The 22,004-nt window shown below is 45.8% G+C and carries 18 protein-coding genes and 1 tRNA gene; 7 read left to right on the forward strand and 12 right to left on the reverse strand.

What is annotated here, in order from left to right; all coding sequences use genetic code 11:
* The first annotated feature begins 65 nt into the window (after positions 1-65).
* The 3 genes from ACFI6L_RS12230 to smrA all read left to right on the forward strand — a co-directional run bounded on the left by ACFI6L_RS12230 (position 66) and on the right by smrA (position 1,147).
* Positions 66-140 (forward strand) — tRNA-Arg (locus ACFI6L_RS12230).
* 132 nt (positions 141-272) lie between these two features.
* The gene (locus ACFI6L_RS12235; RefSeq protein ID WP_014948577.1) at positions 273-398 is read left to right on the forward strand and encodes a hypothetical protein; all 126 of its coding nucleotides are present in this window, start codon (positions 273-275) and stop codon (positions 396-398) included.
* Between the two features lie 161 nt (positions 399-559).
* Positions 560-1,147 (forward strand): DNA endonuclease SmrA, encoded by a 588-nt coding sequence (gene smrA / locus ACFI6L_RS12240; protein WP_014948576.1) that lies wholly within the window; start codon positions 560-562, stop codon positions 1,145-1,147.
* Positions 1,148-1,317: 170 nt separating this feature from the next.
* Here the strand turns inward: smrA and ACFI6L_RS12245 are convergent, their stop codons facing one another.
* Positions 1,318-1,458, reverse strand: a complete 141-nt coding sequence (locus ACFI6L_RS12245; RefSeq protein ID WP_162889815.1) for a hypothetical protein — start codon at positions 1,456-1,458, stop codon at positions 1,318-1,320.
* A gap of 259 nt (positions 1,459-1,717) precedes the next feature.
* Positions 1,718-5,605: a phosphoribosylformylglycinamidine synthase gene (purL, locus tag ACFI6L_RS12250; RefSeq protein WP_239299923.1), complete on the reverse strand. Its 3,888-nt coding sequence runs from the start codon at positions 5,603-5,605 to the stop codon at positions 1,718-1,720.
* A 176-nt stretch (positions 5,606-5,781) separates the two neighbouring features.
* Here purL and mltF point away from each other — a divergent pair, with 176 nt between their 5' ends.
* Positions 5,782-7,185: a membrane-bound lytic murein transglycosylase MltF gene (gene mltF, locus ACFI6L_RS12255; RefSeq protein WP_069943872.1), complete on the forward strand. Its 1,404-nt coding sequence runs from the start codon at positions 5,782-5,784 to the stop codon at positions 7,183-7,185.
* Between the two features lie 267 nt (positions 7,186-7,452).
* Positions 7,453-7,608 (forward strand): hypothetical protein, encoded by a 156-nt coding sequence (locus ACFI6L_RS12260; RefSeq protein WP_014975860.1) that lies wholly within the window; start codon positions 7,453-7,455, stop codon positions 7,606-7,608.
* 101 nt (positions 7,609-7,709) lie between these two features.
* Here the strand turns inward: ACFI6L_RS12260 and tadA are convergent, their stop codons facing one another.
* Positions 7,710-8,333, reverse strand: a complete 624-nt coding sequence (tadA, locus tag ACFI6L_RS12265; RefSeq protein WP_371342030.1) for a tRNA adenosine(34) deaminase TadA — start codon at positions 8,331-8,333, stop codon at positions 7,710-7,712.
* Between the two features lie 323 nt (positions 8,334-8,656).
* On the opposite strand from tadA, the gene ACFI6L_RS12270 reads away from it, so the two are divergent.
* Positions 8,657-8,884, forward strand: a complete 228-nt coding sequence (locus ACFI6L_RS12270) for a hypothetical protein (RefSeq protein ID WP_014975858.1) — start codon at positions 8,657-8,659, stop codon at positions 8,882-8,884.
* A 75-nt stretch (positions 8,885-8,959) separates the two neighbouring features.
* Here the strand turns inward: ACFI6L_RS12270 and ACFI6L_RS12275 are convergent, their stop codons facing one another.
* Complete coding sequence (locus ACFI6L_RS12275) at positions 8,960-10,927, reverse strand: cation:proton antiporter domain-containing protein (protein WP_462574106.1); 1,968 nt, start codon at positions 10,925-10,927, stop codon at positions 8,960-8,962.
* Between the two features lie 263 nt (positions 10,928-11,190).
* Between ACFI6L_RS12275 and ACFI6L_RS12280 the strand changes: the two genes are divergently transcribed.
* Positions 11,191-12,090 (forward strand): GGDEF domain-containing protein, encoded by a 900-nt coding sequence (locus ACFI6L_RS12280; RefSeq protein ID WP_014975856.1) that lies wholly within the window; start codon positions 11,191-11,193, stop codon positions 12,088-12,090.
* Positions 12,091-12,215: 125 nt separating this feature from the next.
* Here the strand turns inward: ACFI6L_RS12280 and tilS are convergent, their stop codons facing one another.
* The 8 genes from tilS to ACFI6L_RS12320 form a co-directional block, all read right to left on the reverse strand.
* Positions 12,216-13,541: a tRNA lysidine(34) synthetase TilS gene (gene tilS / locus ACFI6L_RS12285; RefSeq protein WP_462574107.1), complete on the reverse strand. Its 1,326-nt coding sequence runs from the start codon at positions 13,539-13,541 to the stop codon at positions 12,216-12,218.
* A gap of 271 nt (positions 13,542-13,812) precedes the next feature.
* Positions 13,813-14,778 carry an acetyl-CoA carboxylase carboxyl transferase subunit alpha gene (gene accA, locus ACFI6L_RS12290; RefSeq protein ID WP_462574108.1) on the reverse strand — a complete coding sequence of 322 codons (966 nt, stop codon included), beginning with the start codon at positions 14,776-14,778 and terminating at the stop codon, positions 13,813-13,815.
* A 68-nt stretch (positions 14,779-14,846) separates the two neighbouring features.
* A complete protein-coding gene (gene dnaE / locus ACFI6L_RS12295) occupies positions 14,847-18,311 on the reverse strand; it encodes a DNA polymerase III subunit alpha (RefSeq protein WP_462574109.1) in 3,465 nt (1,154 codons plus the stop codon).
* A 4-nt stretch (positions 18,312-18,315) separates the two neighbouring features.
* Positions 18,316-18,888 (reverse strand): ribonuclease HII, encoded by a 573-nt coding sequence (gene rnhB / locus ACFI6L_RS12300; RefSeq protein ID WP_462574110.1) that lies wholly within the window; start codon positions 18,886-18,888, stop codon positions 18,316-18,318.
* Positions 18,881-20,029: a lipid-A-disaccharide synthase gene (gene lpxB / locus ACFI6L_RS12305; RefSeq protein ID WP_014978555.1), complete on the reverse strand. Its 1,149-nt coding sequence runs from the start codon at positions 20,027-20,029 to the stop codon at positions 18,881-18,883. Before lpxB ends, rnhB begins: the two co-directional genes overlap by 8 nt.
* A gap of 2 nt (positions 20,030-20,031) precedes the next feature.
* Positions 20,032-20,802 carry an acyl-ACP--UDP-N-acetylglucosamine O-acyltransferase gene (gene lpxA, locus ACFI6L_RS12310; RefSeq protein WP_462574111.1) on the reverse strand — a complete coding sequence of 257 codons (771 nt, stop codon included), beginning with the start codon at positions 20,800-20,802 and terminating at the stop codon, positions 20,032-20,034.
* A gap of 1 nt (position 20,803) precedes the next feature.
* A complete protein-coding gene (gene fabZ, locus ACFI6L_RS12315; RefSeq protein WP_014948562.1) occupies positions 20,804-21,253 on the reverse strand; it encodes a 3-hydroxyacyl-ACP dehydratase FabZ in 450 nt (149 codons plus the stop codon).
* A gap of 193 nt (positions 21,254-21,446) precedes the next feature.
* Positions 21,447-21,962, reverse strand: coding sequence for an OmpH family outer membrane protein (locus ACFI6L_RS12320; RefSeq protein ID WP_014948561.1), 516 nt, complete (start codon positions 21,960-21,962; stop codon positions 21,447-21,449).
* Between the last annotated feature and the right edge of the window lie 42 nt (positions 21,963-22,004).

Raw genomic sequence — 22,004 nt, forward strand, 5'->3', positions numbered from 1 at the left:
CACCTTGTTGACAAAGGGTTTCGTATTTTCCCGAACTACGTATAATAAAACTCCCTACGCATTAGGTCCCCATAGTTTAATGGATAAAACAAGGCCCTCCTAAGGCTTAGATGTTGGTTCGATTCCAGCTGGGGACGCCATTAATTGCGCAACGTTTCTGCTTTTTAGTAAAGATGCTTATACACACCGTCGCCTGTAATATTGAAGAATTTATTATACTTTGGTTGTAATTTAGCCAATTTAAGTAATACTCTTCAAAACAGGAGAGCATTATGACTTTCGATTTCCCCCCACCTGATAACGCTGATAGTTGTGCCGAAACAGCTGAGCAGTGCCCATTTTCTGAAGAAGAGTGGGATGCTATTGAAGCTTTAGCGGAACCCGGTGCCATTTACTAAACGATGATTTTTAGAATTTAATCCCCACTTTATAATTACACTGCAATCGACGGTGCTGCTGTTCGTTGCGCCCGGTGATATATCGAGCGGTTATGCTCCATAGACCAACGGGGCAGAAATAGCGTATAAAAGATAGAGAAGTAGCTTATACGGGGATTAATATGAGCCAATTTGAAAACGACGATATCGATTCGTTTTTTGCAGAAATGCAAGATGTAAAACCAATCGCTTCAGATGATAAGGCTTTATTACACGATCCTGAAAAGGCGCTCGCTGAAAAACAAAAACGAGCGGCTAGGCAGTTAAGCGTCCGCGAAAAACTCGCTAATCCACTGAGCATGGAAGGTGTAAAGCCGGTACCCCCTGATGATTTCATACACTTCCAGCAGCCCGGTATTCAAGACGGCGTTTTTAAAAAACTTCGCCTTGGTAAATACCCTCTAGAGGCCAACGTAACACTTTCAGGGAAAACCTTAGAACAAAGCCGAGACCTGGTTTATAGCACCATTAAATCTAGTCACGAACGCGGGGTTCGTGCACTGCTCATAAAACATGGAACAGGTGAAAATAGCAAACCCTTTCCCGCTTTGAAAAAAAGTTATGTTAACCATTGGCTAAGAGAACTAGACGAAGTCATTGCTTACCATACGGCTCAACCGATGCACGGAGGCTTTGGTGCTACATATGTGCTTTTGAAAAAGCATCCGCAACAGAAACTAATTAACAGAGAAAAAAATAAGAAAGGATAAAATGAGAGGCAAGAACTCGTTGAGTCAGCTTTGCTTTTTTGGGCTTGTCTTTAGGTGTAGCTTTTAGGCTTTTCTCATGAAGCGCTATATGCTGAACGTTTTTATTGTCCCCTAATGATTAGCGCCCGTATCAAGCAACTTGATACGGGCGTTAGAATTTTTCTTTCAGACTACTTAACTGAAGACTGCACACTTAGCGTTGTTGGAGCTTCGGCAGACTTCGCAGATGTGCTAAAAACAGCAGTTACGAACATCAGCACTACAGCTACAGCCACTCCGGTTAAGCCAAACCCTTTAGAAGAACGATTCATCGGTCGTCTCTTATTATTTAAACCAGCTGGCGCATGCCTTTCACTGGTACAACCCTAACTCAACTCCTGTAACCTAATCGCATTCCTTGCTTGCACTACAATAGATCAGTGACAAACTGATGACAAGGGCAAAAATCAGATTTTTGACACTTTGCCAAAGCTTTGACACCTATTTATGGTATGAACGTTTATTAAACAGTATTTTTTCGAAAGATAAACAGGGGTTTCCCCCTGTTTTTATCGAACTAACAGTGCTTTGTTACCCAACAAATTTACGGGCATTTCTGAAGATACGCATCCACGCACCATCTTCTTGCCAATCGTCTGGACGCCACGAGTTTGCCACGGCTCTGAATACACGTTCAGGGTGCGGCATCATAATTGTGCTTCGCCCGTCCTGTGAAGTTAAGCCTGTGATCCCCTGCGGTGAACCATTCGGGTTTGCCGGATATTGCATGGTTGGCTTGCCGTAGTTGTCTACATAACGCATCGCCACCTGCGCGCCTACTTGTGACAGCGCGTTGTCATTGGCAAATTCAGCTTGACCTTCACCGTGCGACACTGCAATAGGCATACGCGAACCTGCCATGCCATCAAGCAGCACAGACTTAGACTCCATCACTTCGACCATTGCAACACGAGCTTCAAATCGCGCCGACTGATTGGTCACGAAATGTGGCCAATGCTCAGTACCTGGAATCAGTGATTTAAGGTTCGACAGCATCTGACAGCCGTTACACACACCTAAGCTGAACGTATCGTTACGGTTGAAGAAGCCTTCGAATTGATCGCGAGCCATGCTGTTAAACAATATAGATTTCGCCCAACCTTCACCTGCACCTAATACATCGCCGTAAGAGAAACCGCCACAAGCCGCAAGGCCCGCAAACTGTTCAAGAGTAATGCGACCCGCCAACACGTCACTCATGTGCATATCGATAGCATCAAAGCCTGCACGGGTAAATGCAGCCGCCATTTCTAGATGCGAGTTTACGCCCTGCTCTCTTAATATCGCCACTTTTGGCTTAACGCCTTTGGCAATATAGGGCGCTGCTACGTCTTCGTTTACATCATAAGACAACGCAGCATGCAAACCTGGGTCGGCAGCATCTTGCTTTGCCGCGTGTTCTTGTTCAGCACACTCAGGGTTATCACGCAGTTTCTGCATTTCAAACGTGGTTTGTGCCCATGTTGTACGCATTGATACGCGGCTATCTGCAAGTACAGCAACACCACCGCGACTAAACTCAATCATGTCGGTGCTATTAAGCGTACCGATATCGTGAGCCAATTCAGTTAAACCGAATTCAGTCAGTACTGCGTTAACGGCATCCATATCGCTTTCAAGCACTTGGATTACGCCACCTAGTTCTTCATTGAACAATACGGCAATGTCGTTTCCAACTAGGCTATCAAGGTTAATGCTTACACCTGTTTTACCAGCAAAGGCCATTTCAGCAACGGTGGTAAACAGGCCACCGTCTGAACGGTCGTGATAAGCACACACCAAGCCTTTTTCAATTAACGTCTGCATTGCGTCAAAGAAGGCTTTAAGGCGAGTTGCAGAGACCACATCTGCTGGGCTATCACCAAGCTGAGTATAGACTTGTGCCAGGCAGCTTGCGCCCAAGCGATTTTTCCCTTCGCCCAAGTCGAGTAGCAGCAAGCGGCTTGCGCCTTTGTCTGTACGTAGCTGAGGCGTTAGGGTTTTGCGAATATCTTTTACTGCGCCAAAGGCAGAGATAACGAGTGATAGCGGAGAAGTCACCGCTTTATCTTCACCGTTTTCATTCCATGCGGTTTTCATCGACATAGAGTCTTTACCCACAGGAATGGTTAGGCCTAGCTCTGGGCAAAGCTCCTCACCCACTGCTTTAACCGCTTCATAAAGACCCGCATCTTCACCTGGGTGTCCAGCTGCTGCCATCCAGTTTGCTGACAGTTTAATGCGCTTAATATCGCCGATGTTTGCTGCGGCAATATTGGTTAACGCTTCACCCACAGCAAGACGTGCAGACGCGCCGTGCGATAGTAACGCGACAGGCGTACGCTCACCCATCGACATCGCTTCACCGTGGTAGGTGTCAAACGCTGTTGCAGTAACCGCCACATCTGCCACTGGCACCTGCCATGGGCCTACCATTTGATCGCGACTTACAAGGCCGGTAACCGAACGGTCGCCAATGGTGATAAGGAAGGTTTTCTCTGCCACGGTAGGCAAAGATAAAATGCGATTTGCTGCATCACTTAAGGTAATGCCTGCCTCGTCTAGTGCTGGCGAGCTAACCTTGGTCGAGTTTACGTCGCGGTGCATTTTAGGCGGCTTGCCTAAAAGTACATCAAGAGGCATATCGATAGGTTTGTTGTCAAACTGGCTGTCGTTCAGGTTGAGGTGCTGCTCGGCAGTGGCTTCACCAACCACAGCAAACGGCGCGCGTTCGCGGGCACAAATTGCTTCGAACACTGGCATATTTTCAGGCGCGACAGATAAAACATAGCGCTCTTGGGATTCGTTACACCATAGCTCCAGAGGTGTCATACCTGGCTCATCTGACAATACTTTTCTAAGTTCAAAGTTACCGCCGCGGCCACCGTCATTAACCAGCTCAGGCAGTGCATTTGAAAGACCACCTGCGCCCACATCGTGGATAAACTGAATAGGGTTGTTATCCCCCAACTGCCAACATGCATCAATCACTTCCTGACAGCGACGCTCCATTTCAGGGTTGTCTCGCTGTACTGAAGCGAAGTCTAAATCTTCGTTTGACTGGCCAGATGCCATTGATGAGGCTGCACCGCCGCCAAGACCAATGTTCATTGCAGGGCCGCCAAGCACAATAAGCTTAGCGCCTACCGTAATTTCGCCTTTTTCAATATGCTCGCGACGAATATTACCTAAACCACCAGCTAACATAATAGGTTTGTGATAGCCGCGCACTTCAACACCGTTGAAGCTATTGACTTCTTGTTCAAAGGTACGGAAATAACCCAGTAGCGCAGGACGACCAAACTCGTTGTTAAACGCTGCGCCACCTAGTGGGCCTTCAAGCATAATATCAAGGGCGCTTACAATGCGCTGTGGCTTGCCGTATTCGAATTCCCACGGCTGTTCAGCACCAGGAATACGTAAGTTAGATACGGTAAAACCAACCAAACCCGCTTTAGGTTTTGAACCACGACCAGTAGCACCTTCATCACGGATTTCACCACCAGAGCCTGTTGCCGCACCTGGGAAAGGTGAAATTGCCGTTGGGTGATTATGGGTTTCTACCTTCATCAAAATATCAATGTTTTCATGATGGTATTCGTATTGGTGTGACTGCGGGTTCGGGAAGAAACGACCTGCTTGCCACCCTTCCATTACCGCTGCGTTGTCTTTGTAAGCTGAATACACGTGATCAGGTAACAACTCGTAGGTGTTTTTGATCATTTTAAACAGCGACTTCTCTTGGTCCTCGCCATCAATGGTCCAGCTAGCGTTAAAAATTTTGTGGCGACAGTGTTCAGAGTTTGCTTGCGCAAACATATAAAGTTCAACGTCAGTCGGGTTTCTGCCTAGCTTAGTAAAGCTATCAAACAGGTAGTCAATCTCATCATCAGCTAAAGCAAGGCCTAACGACACATTTGCATTAACTAGCGCGTCTTTGCCTTCGCCTAATACATCTACACTGGTAAAAGTATTGGCTTCGGTATGTGAAAAGAGTACCGCAGCTTCATCAGTATTGGTGAACACTGATTCGGTCATTCTGTCGTGTAAGAAACTAGCGATAAGCGCAAAATCATCTTCACTCACACCGTTTTCTGTTTCTATATAAAACGCACAACCACGTTCTATGCGGTTGATATTTTTTAGACTGCAGTTGTGAGCGATGTCGGTGGCTTTAGAAGACCAGGGAGAGATAGTGCCGGGGCGAGGAGTAATGAGGAAGAAGGTTCCAGAAGGGGTTTGTGCTTGCCTCGCGGGGCCGTAAGTGAGCAGCTTCTCGAGTATCTCTATTTGCTGCTTAGACAAGTCACCTTGGGAATCGACTAGGTGAACATATTCGCTATATAGGTTTTTAACCCTAACGCCGGATTGACCCAGCTTTGCAATCAGTTTAGTTTGGTTAAACTCTGATAGTGCAGGAGCGCCTCGAAGGACCAACATATTGATTTACCTGGTTTGTTAGAAACAACGACCACCAATGCGACGCGTTGCCTCTTGGATTGATGAGTATTTCGGCGCGGATTATAGAGTAATTATGCGCAGTAAGTAACCTCATAACGCGCTTACATGAACTTTTTTTTAAACTTAGATGGTTTAATGACAACAAGTAAAGGTCTATGCAGTCACAAGACTATAAAAAACGATTAAAACTACAATTAATAATCATATTATCTATTGCTGTTATGAGTTGTGGCGTTCCTTCTGTTCCCACTGCCCTTTCTTCATTGTTGGAACGAGAGTCGATCCGCGTCGGAACTGTTTATGGTGCAGGAACATTTTATAACGGCGCAGAGGGGCCGCAGGGTTTTGAATATGAACTGCTGGCAGGATTTGCCGATTACCTTGGCGTGACGCTCGACCTTTACCCCTTCTACAGCTATGAAGTCATGTTAGAACAGTTAGAAGAAGGTAATCTGGACATTGTCGCGACAGGCGATGCGGTAACGCCTTCACTTAAAAGTCGTTTTGCTTACGGTCCAGCCTATCAACACGTTCAACAAGAGCTCGTCTTCCAAGCAGGGACATCGAGACCTAGAGACTTATTAGAACTTGATGCCCCTATTGTTACTGTGGCAGGTAGCAGCCAAGCTCACTTACTGTCTAGTTTATTAGGCCAGGTAACCGACCAAGCAAGTGATAGTGAAAGCCCAATAATAAAAACCCAACTTGTTACCACCGAAGATTCTGACTCCGAAGAACTGTTACAACAAGTTGCCAATGGCGACATTGCTTATACGGTAGCAGACAGTAACCGTCTAGCCCTTCAACGCAGGCGATATCCTAACTTAGCCGTGGCAAAAACCCTTAATGAAGATATGCCGATGGCGTGGGCGCTCCCATTACATCAAGATGACTCCGTGAAAGCTGCGCTGATTGAATATTTTGGTACTGTACATCAGTCAGGCTGGTTTACGGTGTTAGAAGACAAGTACTTTGGCCATATTCGCCAGTTTGATTACGTCGACAGTCGTGCGTTTAATTATGCCGCCGAGACAGCACTTGCCCAATACAAACCCTTATTTCAACAGTATGCAGGTGAATTAGACTGGCGACTGCTTGCGGCCATGAGTTATCAAGAAAGTCACTGGGACAGTGACGCTATTTCAAGAACTGGCGTTCGCGGTCTAATGATGCTCACCATGGATACGGCAAGTGACTGGAACGTAGATGACAGAACCGATCCTGAACAAAGCATTCGCGGAGGCTCTCGTTATTTTGCCAGTTTGCTCAATCGCATACCTGCGCGAATTAGCGAGCCAGATAGAACCTGGATGGCTATGGCGTCGTATAATATCGGTATGGGCCATTTAGAAGACGCACGCATTCTTACCGAGCAACAAGGTGGCAATCCAGACCTTTGGGTAGATGTAAAGCGTCGCTTGCCACAGCTTAGGCAAAAGAAATATTACCGTACTACTCGCTATGGCTATGCAAGAGGCGATGAAGCGTTACAGTATGTGGAAAATATTCGTCGTTATTATGACAGCTTAGTATGGTTGGACGAACAAGGAAAAATTTGACGCAGTTCACCTTGCTTCTCTCTTGAAAACTGTCATTTCGATGTCATCTTTGTACTGTACCCTAAAAAGAAGTTAGTCAGACACTGACTTACTTTCTCAGTAATAATTATTTTCTCAACGATGACAAGCTCTAGAAGAGCTGCAGCTCTTAAATGACAACATCTCTCGAATAACGTGAGACTTGTTCAAATAAAGAGAGCTGCGCACGAAGGAAGAAAAGTGGTCACGAAAAACATAAAGTGGCCACAACGCGAGAAAGGAGAACAAATGAAAAAAAATCGATTTATGAAAAAAGGAATAAAATTGAAAAACAACAACAGACGCAGACTTATGCTCAAGCGTTGTCACCAAAAAGTACTTCAGCGCCGCAAGCTATTTGTTACCAGCGATATGTTCACTCAGTTAACCCGTACGCCTGGCTAAGCCACCTCTATGCCATCTGGTTCACAATGATTGACCATGTAACCGGTACATACCAAATGGGCGAAAACACTAATAAGCACAACTTCAGGCAACGCTATAAATTAGCTTGAAGCATCACCCTCTAGCAGTCTTTTCGCCTTTTTGGCAGCCTTTATTTCTTTCCTGCGCTTGCGAAAAAAATCTGACAATTTGTTAGCACATTCGTCAGCTAATACGCCAGATACAACCTCAAGTTGATGATTAAGCGCAGGATGTTGCAATAAGTTCATGACCGAGCCCGCAGCGCCTGTCTTCGCATCCTTTGCGCCAAACACCACCCGCTTTACCCGTGCATGTACCAGCATACCTGCGCACATAGAGCAGGGCTCTAATGTCACATACAACGTAGCATCAATAAGTCGGTAGTTTTGCACCGCAGCTGCTGCTTCTTTAACAGCGCGTAGCTCTGCATGCGCAGATGGGTCATTATCCGTTATCGGCGTATTGAAGCCTTCACCGATAAGCTCACCGTTTAATACTACGCAGGCGCCGACTGGCACCTCACCAATCGACTCAGCCTTATCGGCAAGCGTTAACGCATGCCTCACCCACATTATGTCTTCTTCTGTCGCGATGTCTTCCATTGCGATTTCAGTCAACGGCTCCTGCACAGCCTCTTTTTCTTGCGTTTGCTTGTTTGCAAGGTCGAAGTTTGGTGTTGGACGGTTGCTATTTTGGTCACTCATTCGTCAATTTTGCTACTTTACTTGGTGAAATTCATTAACATTTATTTTGTATTAGCTTAGGTAAACATTCTAACTTCTTAGAAAGTAATGACTTTTGTCACTTGGCAACCTACTTGCAATCTCTCATTATAACACTGCTAGTGTGATGGACTTAACAGGTTACATTTTTTACTAAAAAGTATGTTAGATAACCGCTATAGTACCTGAAGCGAAGCAGTAATTTTACCGATAAGTATTTAACTAAATACGGGGTGAATTAGGCAACAGGCCAAATTTTCACCTACACTGTTTTAAAGCCATTTGTGAGGGATACCACCGTGAATATGACCGCGATTGCAATAGTAGCCATTTGTGCCTGGGCCTTAGTTACCATTGTCGAAAGTGCAAAAGACAAAAGTAAGAAGAAACTTAGCAGCAAAGAAACCGATGCTTATAAAGCCGAAATTGCAGAGCTTAAGGAACGAGTTTCTGTGCTTGAGAAGATAGTGACAGACGAGCGCTACGACCTAAAAAAGCAATTTGCAGACTTAGAAAGCGACCGCGTAGCGTAAGCTTGAACTCACGTAATTCAACACACGTTCCATGGCAAGCGCGCTAGATTAAACAACGCTAAGTTTAACTGCGTGCTAGCTCCCTTCTAATAGTTTTCGCTCTGCTCGCTCCACACGCCGGGGTTTACCCGCAATCACTAGCACGTCATGGGCTTGCAAAATAGCGTCTTGGTCTGGGTCTTTAACTTCATTTCCATCCCGTCTTAGGCCCTTAATCGCTACTCGCATTCTCGAGAAATCGATATCTTTTATGGCTTTGCCAATACAGGAAGCGTGTTCGGACAACACCACAGCATGGATAAACTCTAACTTGTCTTCTGTGCCATAGGTGATCTCTGTTGTTTCTCCCGGGTAAAAGCCGTGCATATGATCGTAGCGACCTTTTCTCTCAGCTCGCACCCGCTTTAAAATACGAGACATTGGCACGCCGGCGTAATGCAGCACCTGCGATACCAACATCAAGCTCCCCTCTTGCAGCTCTGGCACGACTTGATTGGCACCCGCGCTGTATAGGCTTTCAAGCTGGTAGTCTCGTTTGGTACGCACCATAACATCTATAGTGCTCGTAATGCTTCGGGTCTGCGTTATCACCTGCTTGGCCTTATCGACTTGATCAAACGTAACAAGCACAAGCTTGGCACCTTCTACATTGGCAGTAATCAATATATCTTTTTGACTCGCATCACCGAAGATGACGGGCTCTCCCGCGTTTCGACTCTCGTGTACTCTGACAGGATCCATATCTATGGCAACAAAATGAATGCCTTCCATTTTCAGCATGCGAGCTACCGACTGTCCAACGCGGCCAAACCCACAAATAATGACGTGGTTGGTTAACGGCTCTGCATTACCAAAGCTCACATTGTCATCGAACGAGATATCCTTGTTAACAATACGCCTTGCTATGGTGACGCTGTTATTCATAAGCCACGGGGTTAACGCCATACTGATTACACCCATGCACACAATCAGCGATGACTGCTCTGACGTTAACACGCCGTGTGTCGTAGCAAGCGCAGCAATTACAAAACTAAACTCGCCAATCTGACAAAGTTTAACCCCAGCAGACCAGCCATCTATTGCATCGGTTTTAACTAATAGAGATGCGCCTCTTACTAAAATGACTTTAACTATCATCAAAGCAAAAACGCCAAAAACAATCTCAAACAGGCTGTTCCACAGTACAGTGAGTTCTAACTGCATACCCACGGTAACAAAAAATAACCCCATTAAAATATCTCGAAACGGACGAATGTCGGCTTCAAGTTGATACTTGTATTGGCTTTCCCCCAACATCATACCCGCCAAGAAAGCGCCTAGCGCCATGGATAGCCCGAAGTAGTAAGTTAGCCCTCCTGCCAATAGGGCAATCAATATAGTGGTCAGAACAAACAGCTCGTCAGTCCTTGTTCTTGCTACCTCTCTAAACACCCAAGGTAGTAACCACTTACCCACTGACATTAGAAACGCAATGACAAACACACCTTTAAGCAACGCCTCGCCTAAAGCTAGCGCAATACTTACTTCACCAGTCTGGGCTAAAAGAGGAATAGCAATTAGGAACGGAACCACCGCTAAGTCTTGAAAGAGTAAGATACTCACCGCTAATTGTGTACGCCTGTTATTAAGAATGCCCATTTCGGTAGCTTGCTTAATTACAATAGCGGTTGAGCTTAACGCCAGCGTACCACCAATAATGATGGACGCACTCATTGGAATGCCGAGAAACAGAGGAACACAGGTAAACACTGCCGTGGTAAACACCATTTGCCCTAATCCTACACCGAATACTAAAGAGCGCATTGCCAACAATTTAGGTAACGAGAACTCAAGACCAAGTGAAAAGAGCAAAAACACTATGCCCACTTCAGCGAGCAGGTGCATTTCTTCTGGGTGGGCAAATACAGATAATAGTTGTGGACCCGCGAGTACGCCGGCAAACAGATAAGCAAGAATAGGAGGGAGATGAATGCGTTTAAATAATGCGACCGCACATACCGAAATGAACATCAATATCACGATATTTAAAAAGCTCGTCCCCACACTACCTCCTAAAGCTACATAAACTTCCATTTGTAAAACAAGCGCGATAAATCAGGCGATTTTACGCTTTAAACTAAAGACTAGTGCCTGAAACACTTTGTTGGCATCTAGTTTGCAAAATCCCCTGTGTAAATGCAGATCCGGCAAGTTTTGCCGCTGTGATCGCCATAAATTCCGCGAAAATGCAGATGTGGCCACAGAAACGTCAGGGCTTTGACACTTGTTTCTTTGCATATCAACGCATTTTGTATAGGGGCACTACTGTGGATTTTTCAACGTCAGTCTACGATAGCACACAACATAACAATTTTTACCCTGCTGAGAGCACAGGTAAATCACTCTCTTTTAGTGAATTATCAGGCTTTATCACGCAGCTACTTTCTACTCTTGAACTACAAGAGCTAGGTGGCGTGTATTTTCAGCAGCTAAACACGTTGTTACCTATTGTCGGGTTTAGCTTGTCTGACTTTGACTCGCGTTGGGTGTACGGTAATGCAAAGATATCGTCAACACTCATTGATTTACCACTACAAGGTGCCAATGCCGTTAATGGCGATCAAGCTCATGTCTATTACTACATTAGTTCACCCTTGTCGTTATCGCAACGGGAGAGTCTATTCCAACTGCATGATTTATTTGGAAAACAAGTAAAGCACGCTCTTTCATTGATGCGTGTGCAACAGATGGCGACTAAAGATGTGTTAACTGGCTTAGGTAACCGAGCGGGCTTTGAGCAGTCAATGACAAGACAACTTGGCTGGGCGCAAAGACACGATGATCCTTTCGCACTTTTGGTGATCGACTTAGACAACTTTAAGTATGTGAACGATAATTTTGGTCATGGCGAAGGTGACAAAGTACTTGTCCATGTTGCATCACATTTATCTAACGTCCTGCGAGACGAAGACGAAGCATTTCGCTATGGCGGCGATGAGTTTTGTTGTTTGCTAGACTGTCAGTCGCAACAGCAGCTAGCTTGTGCAGCCCAGCGTATTCAAATGAGTATCAATAGCTCTAGCTACTTATCTCGCTTAGGCGTATCAACCAGCCTTGGCGGCGCGATTTATCGCGACGGCGATACGATGAGTAGCCTATTTGACCGTGCTGACAACGCCCTGTATCGCGTGAAAAATTCTGGAAAAAATAGCTATCACGCAGCGTAACGTCGCGATTCGAATTTATCAGGATGGCGGCAAAGCAATGCCGCTTTTGCACATTATTGCCATGGATACCATAAGCAAGAGTATCTAGCCCTTTCAAAAAACGGCACTTTTAGTGCTACATAGATTCAGTCGAGACTAAAGGTTATTTCTATATCTGGCGCTTTGGGCTGCAGATAAACACAACGTCCTTCAACAATCAGTGCGACAGGCTCGTCGTTAATCAAGATTGCCGGCACGCCGTTTCGCTCCCATCTTGGCACGCGCCATACCTTAAACCATTCTTTCAGCAACTTAGATACGTTCGCATTTTCTGGCTTTACTTTAAGGTAGCGAGCATTGGTTTGCAGAGAAACGGTATCTTCTTCTCGCGCCTTTGGTACTGCAATTCGAATATGACCTCTAAGCCAAGGAAGCGCGATATTTTGGTTTGGCACTAATTTTAAGTTTTGCGGTACTTCATGAGTAGCGTTCACCACCCAATAAAGGTCTTGGTCAAACCGTATGACCCTGCCCCATTTAAAGTTCACTTCAGGGGTTGCATCATGCTTTGCTTTTAACATAGCAAGCACTTGGTCTGTCTGCGCTTTTGAGGGCGACAGCTCGCCTTGAGCTCGAAACCACGCGCGAATGACCATAGCCTGCCAAGGTAAAGACAATGCAGTGAGTTGTTGCCCGTCGAGCCTGAGATCTGTGCGTTTACAATCTTCAAAACATTTTTGGGCAGAATCGCTGACTAGTGCACTTTGCTCAGCACAAAGCTCGGCGCTGCGCCCCACGGTTTTGGTTAACTTGGGCCATCTGGCCAGCAAGTGAGGTATAATTTCGTTCCTTAAGAAGTTCCTATCAAAGCTATTTTGCTGATTAGATTCATCCTCAACCCACTGCAACATTTCCTCTTCGGCATAAGCCACAATCTCGGCTTTCTCTAGTGCTAGCATAGGGCGCATTATCAAGGTGTCACCTCGGTACTGAACTTCTCCCATACCCGCTAAGCCCTGAGGACCAGCACCGCGTTTAAGCTGAAGCAATACGGTTTCAAGCTGATCTTCGGCATGTTGTCCCAATAACAGTACACCGCCTATTTGGTCACACACTTCTAACAATGCGTTGTATCGAACCTTACGCGCTTCTGCTTCCAGGCTTTTTCTCGACCCCGTATCAACATCAACTCGATACAAATGAAATGCTACGTCTTCAAGACGACACTGTAATTCGCAGTGCTTTGCCCACTGTTCGGCATTATCACTTAAACCGTGATGTACATGTACAGCATAAATTGGGCTATCAAACTGCTCCCTATACGCAATAACGGCTTGGAGCAGAACTGTCGAATCCACACCACCGCTGTAAGCAACGACGAGTGGCGTTTGAAGTGGTAGCTCTACATCAGTGAGAGATGTCGCTATGCGGTTGACGATATGTTCGATTGTTGGGGATTGTAGAGGGGTCACAGACCGGTAATACCTTATTCTTTCAACGCTATATTTTACTGAGGTTTAACTTTGTATTTGGCTAAGCACTGGCTTTCTAATAACACACTTTCTAATAACACAAGGGGGTTGGTTACCTTTGGTAAACAACCCCCTTGTTCGTATACGACATTACATGACCGACATGAATTAAGCCGCCGCTCGCTAGTTTTTATAGCAAGCGTTTAAACTGATAGAACGCAGCTGTACATAACGGCTAAATGCACCTTTCATGCTAGTTTTCTCAATGAACTTAGCAATAACCGAACGACATCAAACGCTGGTAACGCTCTTCCATCAATTTAGTCTTATCTAGCTCTTTAAGCTGGTTAAGCTGGTTAAGCTGCTGCTTAATGACCGCCTTCAAATTAGCCGCCATGCCATTATGATCGCGATGCGCACCACCTAAAGGCTCTTCAACAATGCTGTTAATCAGGCCTAGCTCTTTAATTTGTGGCGCACTTACGCCCATCGCTTCAGCAGCGAGTGGGGCTTTTTCTGCGCTTTTCCACAAAATAGACGCACAACCTTCTGGTGAAATAACCGAGTACGTAGAATATTGAAGCATATTAACGCGATCGCCAACACCAATCGCGAGTGCACCACCTGAACCACCTTCACCGATTACGGTACACACGATTGGAACAGTAAGCTCAGCCATTTCGAATAAATTTTTCGCGATTGCTTCACTTTGGCCGCGCTCTTCAGCACCAACACCTGGATACGCTCCGGGCGTATCGATAAAAGTGATGATAGGCATGTTAAAGCGCTCAGCCATCTTCATAAGACGCAGGGCTTTACGATAACCTTCTGGTTTAGGCATACCGAAGTTACGCTTAATTTTTTCGTTGGTGTCACGCCCTTTCTGATGACCAATAATCATCACCGGCTGATCATCTAGCATTGCTGGGCCACCAACAATCGCTTTATCGTCAGCAAATGCGCGATCACCAGCAAGCTCGTCGAATTCTGTAAAAATACGAGGAATGTAATCTAACGTGTATGGACGCATTGGGTGACGTGCAAGTTGAGAAACTTGCCATGCGCCAAGATCAGAAAAGATCTTTTTAGTCAGCTCTGCGCTTTTACCGCGAAGCTTATTGATTTCTTCTTCAATACCAACGTCAAACTCGCCACCTTGATTCACCAACCTAAGCTCTTCAATTTTTGCTTCTAGTTCGGCTATTGGCTGTTCAAAGTCCAAAAACTGTATACTCATTTCATGTCCTATTCGTACTACGCTCGTCTATGCAAACGCGAGATGTCCAATCTATCGAACTCTTACCCTTAATGGTAGAGAATTGAAACGGCTTTGTCTCCCAAACATTGTTTGAGATCGTGCAAAAGTTGGTCTTCAGGGGTAACGTACCATCTTGCACCACACGCTAAGATTACTTCAGCGTCTGGATGGGTTACCGCTAACTGAACAGGACAACTTCCGCCGTTAAATGCCTGCAGGATAGATTGCATCTGACTCATTTTCTTCGGTTCAAGCAGCTGGGTATCAATATTAAGTGCCAGCGCTCTCGCGTTTTTCTCTCGTGCCTGAACAATGTCCATTACATCACGGGCGGTGATTGTATTGCCCCCAGAGAAATCATCAAAGCTGACCTGTCCCTTTATTAGCAATATTCTGTCAGTTTCTAACACACTTTCGAACTGCTCGTACATATCGGGGAAGAAACGTACGTCTATTCTGGCACTCTTATCATCCAGTGTCACTATGGCCCAGCGACGACCCCGCTTGTTCGTCATAACACGCACACCAAGCACCAATCCTACTGCGCTGGCCATTTGGTCTTTGTTGGTTGGTTTTAAATCAACTAATCGACCGTCGGTGTAGTAACGCAGTTCTTCCGCGTACTGATTGATGGGGTGGCCGGTTAAGTACAAGCCTAGCGTGTCTTTTTCACCTTCTAGCCATACTTTTTCAGGCCACTCAGGGACATCGGCAAACGCTTGCTTCACGTCTTCTGGCTCGGTAGTCAGTAGGCCAAACATGTCTGACTGACCAAAAGACTCGGCTTTTGCATGCTGTCCAGCGGCGGCAAGGGCTTCGGGTAAACTCGCCATAAGGCTAGCGCGATGGGGACCTAAGTTGTCCATTGCCCCCGCTAATACTAGCTTTTCTAGCACTCGCTTGTTTACCCGTTTAATGTCTATCTTGGCGCAGAAATCAAAAAGATCTTTAAATGCCCCTTGGGTCTCCCGCGCTTCAATAATAGCCTCAATCGGGCCTTCACCTACCCCTTTAATCGCACCGATACCGTAAACAATGCGACCTTCGCTATCGACGGTAAATTTGTATTTACCCGCATTTAAATCTGGCGGCAGTATTTCGATACCCATGCGCTCACATTCATCGACAAGCGTCACGATTTTATCAGTGTTATCCATATCTGCCGACATTACCGCAGCCATGAATTCTGCAGGATAATGCACTTTCAGCCACAAAGTTTGGTAAGACACCAAGGCATAAGCAGCAGAGTGAGATTTGTTAAAACCGTAACCCGCGAACTTTTCTACCAAGTCGAAGATTTTCATAGCAAGGTCCGGGTCAATATTATTGCCCTTGGCACCTTCGGCGAACGTGCCGCGCTGCTTGGCCATTTCTTCAGGCTTTTTCTTACCCATAGCACGACGAAGCAAGTCAGCGCCGCCCAGCGAGTAGCCCGCCATTTCCTGGGCTATCTGCATTACCTGTTCCTGATACAAGATAATGCCATAGGTAGGCTCTAGAATTTCTTTCAAGCACTCGTGCTGATATTCAGCATCGGGGTAGGAAATTTCTTCACGGCCGTGCTTACGGTCAATAAAGTTATCTACCATGCCTGATTGCAGCGGGCCCGGACGGAAAAGGGCCACCAGTGCGATAATATCTTCGAAGCAGTCAGGTTTAAGGCGCTTAATTAGTTCTTTCATACCGCGAGATTCCAGCTGGAATACCGCAGTTGTCTCGGCGTTTTGTAGGGTTCTGAAACTCTTAGGATCTTCAAGCGGAATAGCGCTGATATCGACATCAACGTTCTTCCCTTCTTTGATCATATCAATTGCCCACTGAATAATAGTCAGCGTACGAAGACCTAAGAAGTCGAATTTTACCAAGCCCGCCGTTTCAACGTCGTTTTTGTCGAACTGGGTTACGGGGTTTTTACCTTCGTCATCACAATACAAAGGCGAGAAATCAGTAATTGTGGTTGGCGCAATAACAACACCACCGGCGTGTTTACCAGCGTTTCTGGTAACCCCTTCAAGTATTCGCGCCATATCGATAAGGTCTTTCACTTCCTCATCGCTTTCATACGCTTCTGGTAGCTGTGGCTCTGCTTTAAACGCCTTCTCTAGCGTCATACCTGGATCGGGTGGAATCAGCTTTGAGATTCTGTCTACAAAGCCGTATGGGTGACCAAGCACGCGGCCTACGTCGCGCACTACCGCTTTTGCCGCCATAGTACCAAACGTAATGATCTGCGATACCGCCTGACGCCCATAAAGCTCAGCAACGTGGTCGATTACCTCGTCTCGTCTATCCATACAGAAGTCGACGTCGAAGTCGGGCATGGATACACGCTCTGGGTTCAAGAAACGTTCGAATAGCAAGTCGAATTCAAGCGGGTCTAGGTCGGTAATTTTTAGGGCATAAGCCACCAGTGAACCCGCACCAGAACCCCGCCCTGGCCCTACCGGAATTCCGTTATCCTTACTCCACTGAATGAACTCCATTACAATAAGGAAGTAGCCTGGGAAACCCATTTGGTTGATAACTTCAAGCTCAATGCGAAGTCGGTCATCGTACTCTGGACGTTTCGCTTTGCGCACTTCTTCATCGGGAAATAGAAATTCTAGACGTTCTTCCAACCCCTCTTCAGACACCTTAACCAAGAAGTCTTCGGTGGTCATGCCGCCGGTTGGAAATTGCGGCAAGAAGTACTCGTTTAACCGTACGGTAACGTTACAGCGCTTGGCAATTTCAACCGTATTTTCTATGGCTTCAGGAATGTCGCTAAATAACTCAACCATTTCCTCAGCAGTGCGCAGATATTGCTGGTCGCTGTATCGTTTAGGGCGGCGGTTATCATCAAGCGTGTAGCCATCATGAATACATACACGAATTTCGTGAGCATCAAAGCCTTCACGATCAATAAAGCACACTTCATTGGTGGCAACCACGGGTAAGCCGCGCTGCTCAGCAAGCTCCACGGCAAGGTGCAAGTAATCTTCCTCACCTTGTCTACCGGTTCTAATAAGCTCTAAATAAAAGCGGTCGGGAAAATGAGTTTGATAAAACTCAAGGGCACTATCGAGAATTTTGGCGTTGTTTTTCATTAAACCCACACCAACATCACCATGCTGTGCACCCGATAACGCAATCACACCTTCACTGTGCTCTGCCAACCATTCTTGATCAATGACCGCTCGGTGTGAGAGGTGCCCACGAAGGTAGGCCTTGGAGATAAGAATTGTAATGTTCTTATATCCCTCATTGTTCATTGCAATAAGGGTTAGTCTGAAAGGTTCATCGCCAAAGACTTCATTGGTAACCCAAAAATCGGTACCGATGATGGGTTTGATACCTAAGTTATGTGCTTCTGAATAAAATTTTACCAAGCCACACATATTCATTTGGTCGGTGATCGCCACGGCAGGCATGCCAAGCGCGGCCACTTTACCTAGAATAGGTTTAACCTTATTCAGGCCGTCCATCATCGAAAAGTCGCTGTGAACACGTAAATGAATAAATGGCGATGACATGATTTTATTTCTCTTCGATTAGCGCTTTTACAGGTTTAAAACTTTTTCGATAGCAATCTAAGATGCCATATTCAGCGATGGCTTCAAAGTGTGCTTTTGTGGGGTAACCTTTGTGCCCGGCAAAGTTATATTGCGGGTAGGCCTCATGAAGCGAAATCATATCGTTGTCTCGCTCTACTTTGGCAATAATGGAAGCCGCTGAAATTTCTGCGTGCAGGCTATCGCCTTTCACTACCGCTTCAGACTCAAAATTCCACGCAGGAACCCGGTTACCGTCTACGCGCACAAAGTCAGGCCTTACTGGCAGGCCTTCCACTGCGCGGATCATGGCGAGCATGGTAGCGTGCAGTATATTAAGCTTATCTATTTCTTCAGGGCTAGCTCTACCTATATTCCAGTAGAGTGCTTTTTCACGAATTTCTTGGGCAAGCGCTACGCGCTTTTTTTCACTCAGTTTTTTAGAGTCCGTTAGCCCTTCAATGGGATTTTCAGGGTCGAGAATGACCGCGGCGGTGACCACATCACCGACTAACGGGCCACGACCTACTTCATCAACGCCGGCAATTAACTTATGCAAACAATTCCTCCACGACAGCTTTTGCTGCTGTTTTATCAGCGTTGCATTTTAGCGTATGGTGGAGGTCGGTGAAACGGGAAATAAGGGCTGAATTATCACTTTCGAAGAAGTTGAGTAGCTGATTGCTCATATTCTCTGCATTTACTTCTTCTTGTAGTAATTCAGGAATAATAGCTTCATTAGCCAATAGATTTGGCAACGTGAAGAAAGGCGCTTTATACAAACGCTGCATAATTTTATACGTGAGTGGTGCAAGTAAATAAGCGGCCACCATGGGGCGCTTGCATAACATGGCCTCTAAGGTAGCCGTGCCTGAAGCAAGCAAGATAACATCGCTAGCTATCATCGCATCTCGCGATGTGCCTTGCGTTACCTGAATGGGTAAACGTTCCTCTGCATTATTGGCTTCCAGCAAGAGTGCTTTTATTTGTGCAAGACGATGTTCGTTAGCAGCAGGGATAAGAAATTGAATGTCGCTGCGTTTAGCATGAATAGCTTCTATGGTCTCCAGAAATACTGGAAGTAGCGTTTCTACTTCGCCTCTGCGTGAGCCGGGAAGTACAGCCAATACGGAAGCATTACTATCTACACCTAATTCTTGGCGCGCCGCATTTTGGTCGGGCTCAATTGCTATAGCGTCAGCCATTGTGTGTCCCACAAAGGTATAGGGAACATGGTATTTATCGTAAACCTGCTGCTCGAAAGGAAATAAACCCAACACACGATTAGTCGCTTTCGCTATTTTATGGATGCGCTTTTCACGCCACGCCCACACAGTAGGACTCACATAGTGCATGGTTTTGATACCGCGTGCTTTAAGCGCTTTTTCTACTCTCAGATTAAAATCAGGCGCATCAATACCCACAAAAATATCTGGCGGATTTTGCTCGAAGTGAGCAAGAAGCTGCTTTTTAACTTTCAAGATGGCAGGTAGATGGGAGAGAACTTCAACAAGTCCCATAACCGACAAGGTTTCCATATCGAACAGACTATGAAAACCCGCGTTTATCATATTTGGACCGCCAATACCTTCGATAACCGCATCAGGGTATTGGCGTTTTAACTCTGCAACCATTCCGGCGGCAAGCACGTCACCAGAGGGCTCTCCGGCAACCATGCCGATACGGATAGGCCTAGACATAATTAGCGAATAATGCCTCGCTCAGAGTCTTGTAAGAACTTCACCATAAGGGCCACACCAGGGAACTCCTGTGCGGGTTCGGCAAGTTTTTCGATGGCTTCGTCTACGGTATTGCCTTCACGGTATATTGCTTTGTAAGCGCGTTTAATGGCCATAACTTCTTCTTTGCTGAAGCCACGACGCTTAAGTCCTTCAGAATTAATACCCTGAGGAATATTTTTCTGGCCGCTGACCATAACAAAGGGAGGCACGTCGCGCAGAATAATGCCGCCAGCCCCCAAAAACGAATGAGCTCCAATCTTACAGAACTGGTGAATACCTGCGGCACCGCCAACAATGACGTGGTCGTCCATGTGAACATGGCCAGCAATCGCAACACTGTTTGCAATAATAATGTCGTTGCCAAGAACACAATCATGGGCAACATGAGAGTTGGCCATAAATAAACAGCGAGAACCAATTATAGTAATGCTATTGTCTTGAACTGTACCTCTGTGGACGGTGACTCCTTCTCTAAACTCGTTATCATCGCCAATAACCAGTTCGGTAGGTTCACCTGCATACTTTTTATCTTGGCAGTCTTCGCCGATTGAAGAAAACTGATAAAACTTATTGTTTTTACCGATACGCGTTGGGCCGCGTACCACCACATGTGATTTCAGAATACAGCCATCACCTATGGTGACGTTGTCGTCTACCACACAAAATGGACCAATAGTGACATTCTCACCAATCGTTGCACTTTCTGAAATTACCGCAGTTGGATGGATCACGTTAAGCTATCTCTCTCATCGCACACATAAACTCTGCAACACAAGCGATATCGCCATCAACGCTTGCAGTGCCTTTAAATTTCCAAATCCCTCTGCGCTCTTTAACTAGAGCAACATCAAACTCAAGCCTGTCACCTGGAACAACAGGACGCTTAAAGCGTGCGTTATCAATCCCTGCATACAAGTATAACTTATCATTGTTACCCATTGTCTTAAATCCTAAAACACCGGCAGCTTGTGCCATAGCTTCAAGAATTAATACCCCTGGGAAAATTGGCTGTTCAGGGAAGTGCCCCATGAAACACGGCTCATTGATAGTGATATTCTTATAAGCCTTTACAGACTCACCCAGAACATAGTCTGTTACACGATCAACAAGTAGGAATGGATACCGATGAGGTAACAGTTCCAATATTTCCTGAATTTCGATGGTATTAAGTGAATTGGCCAAAAACTTTCTCCTGTATACAAGCATGACCTACAACTATTTTATACCAATACAGATGATTGATTGGCATTCTGGTCAAACTCGCCGTAAAAACTAAAAACGGCGGCAACCATACGCTGTTAAGCGCAAAAAACAAATCAGACCAACACCTTTGGGGAGTTGGTCTGATAAATTTTACAACTGACTAGTGCAGTTATTAGTTAGTTTTGCTTACTTGCTGAAGAACTTGCTCAGATAAGTCGTGCTCTTCTTTTGCAAACGCAACCGCACCAGCGTTAAGCACTAGGTCATAACCTTGCTTTGCTGCAACAGAGTCAATAGCTTGCTTGATTAGTCCAAGAAGCTTGTTGCGCTCTTCGTTGCTGCGACGTTGAATGTTTTGCTGCAAAGGTTGACCTTTCTTAGCTAGCTCTTCACGTACTGACAAGATTTTTTGTTCTAGTTCTTTCTTCTCTGCATCGCTCATTGTCGCTGCGTCGCGCTGAAGACGTTCTGCGTAAAACTGACCATCACGCTGCAGTTGATTCACTTCTTCAAGCTGATCTTTAAATTCAGCCTGAATAGCGTTTTGAATTTCAGCCGCTTGAGGCATCGCTTGGAAAATACCTTGCACATCGACAACTGCAACTTTCTGCTCAGCCATTACAGATGTACTAACTAAAGCGCTACCCAACATTGCTCCTGCAACGATATGTTTAACCAACTGTTTCAAAGGGAACTCCTTTTGTGAATCTTATTATAGAGCGCGCCTAAA

It is taken from the genome of Alteromonas sp. G4i35, assembly GCF_054960375.1.

Coding starts and splice junctions, on each gene's coding strand:
- ACFI6L_RS12235 (WP_014948577.1), top strand. CDS start 273: ATGACTTTCGATTTCCCCCCACCTGATAACGCTGATAGTTGTGCCGAA.
- smrA (WP_014948576.1), top strand. CDS start 560: ATGAGCCAATTTGAAAACGACGATATCGATTCGTTTTTTGCAGAAATG.
- ACFI6L_RS12245 (WP_162889815.1), bottom strand. CDS start 1,458: ATGAATCGTTCTTCTAAAGGGTTTGGCTTAACCGGAGTGGCTGTAGCT.
- purL (WP_239299923.1), bottom strand. CDS start 5,605: ATGTTGGTCCTTCGAGGCGCTCCTGCACTATCAGAGTTTAACCAAACT.
- mltF (WP_069943872.1), top strand. CDS start 5,782: ATGCAGTCACAAGACTATAAAAAACGATTAAAACTACAATTAATAATC.
- ACFI6L_RS12260 (WP_014975860.1), top strand. CDS start 7,453: ATGAAAAAAAATCGATTTATGAAAAAAGGAATAAAATTGAAAAACAAC.
- tadA (WP_371342030.1), bottom strand. CDS start 8,333: ATGAGTGACCAAAATAGCAACCGTCCAACACCAAACTTCGACCTTGCA.
- ACFI6L_RS12270 (WP_014975858.1), top strand. CDS start 8,657: ATGACCGCGATTGCAATAGTAGCCATTTGTGCCTGGGCCTTAGTTACC.
- accA (WP_462574108.1), bottom strand. CDS start 14,778: ATGAGTATACAGTTTTTGGACTTTGAACAGCCAATAGCCGAACTAGAA.
- dnaE (WP_462574109.1), bottom strand. CDS start 18,311: ATGTCATCGCCATTTATTCATTTACGTGTTCACAGCGACTTTTCGATG.
- lpxB (WP_014978555.1), bottom strand. CDS start 20,029: ATGTCTAGGCCTATCCGTATCGGCATGGTTGCCGGAGAGCCCTCTGGT.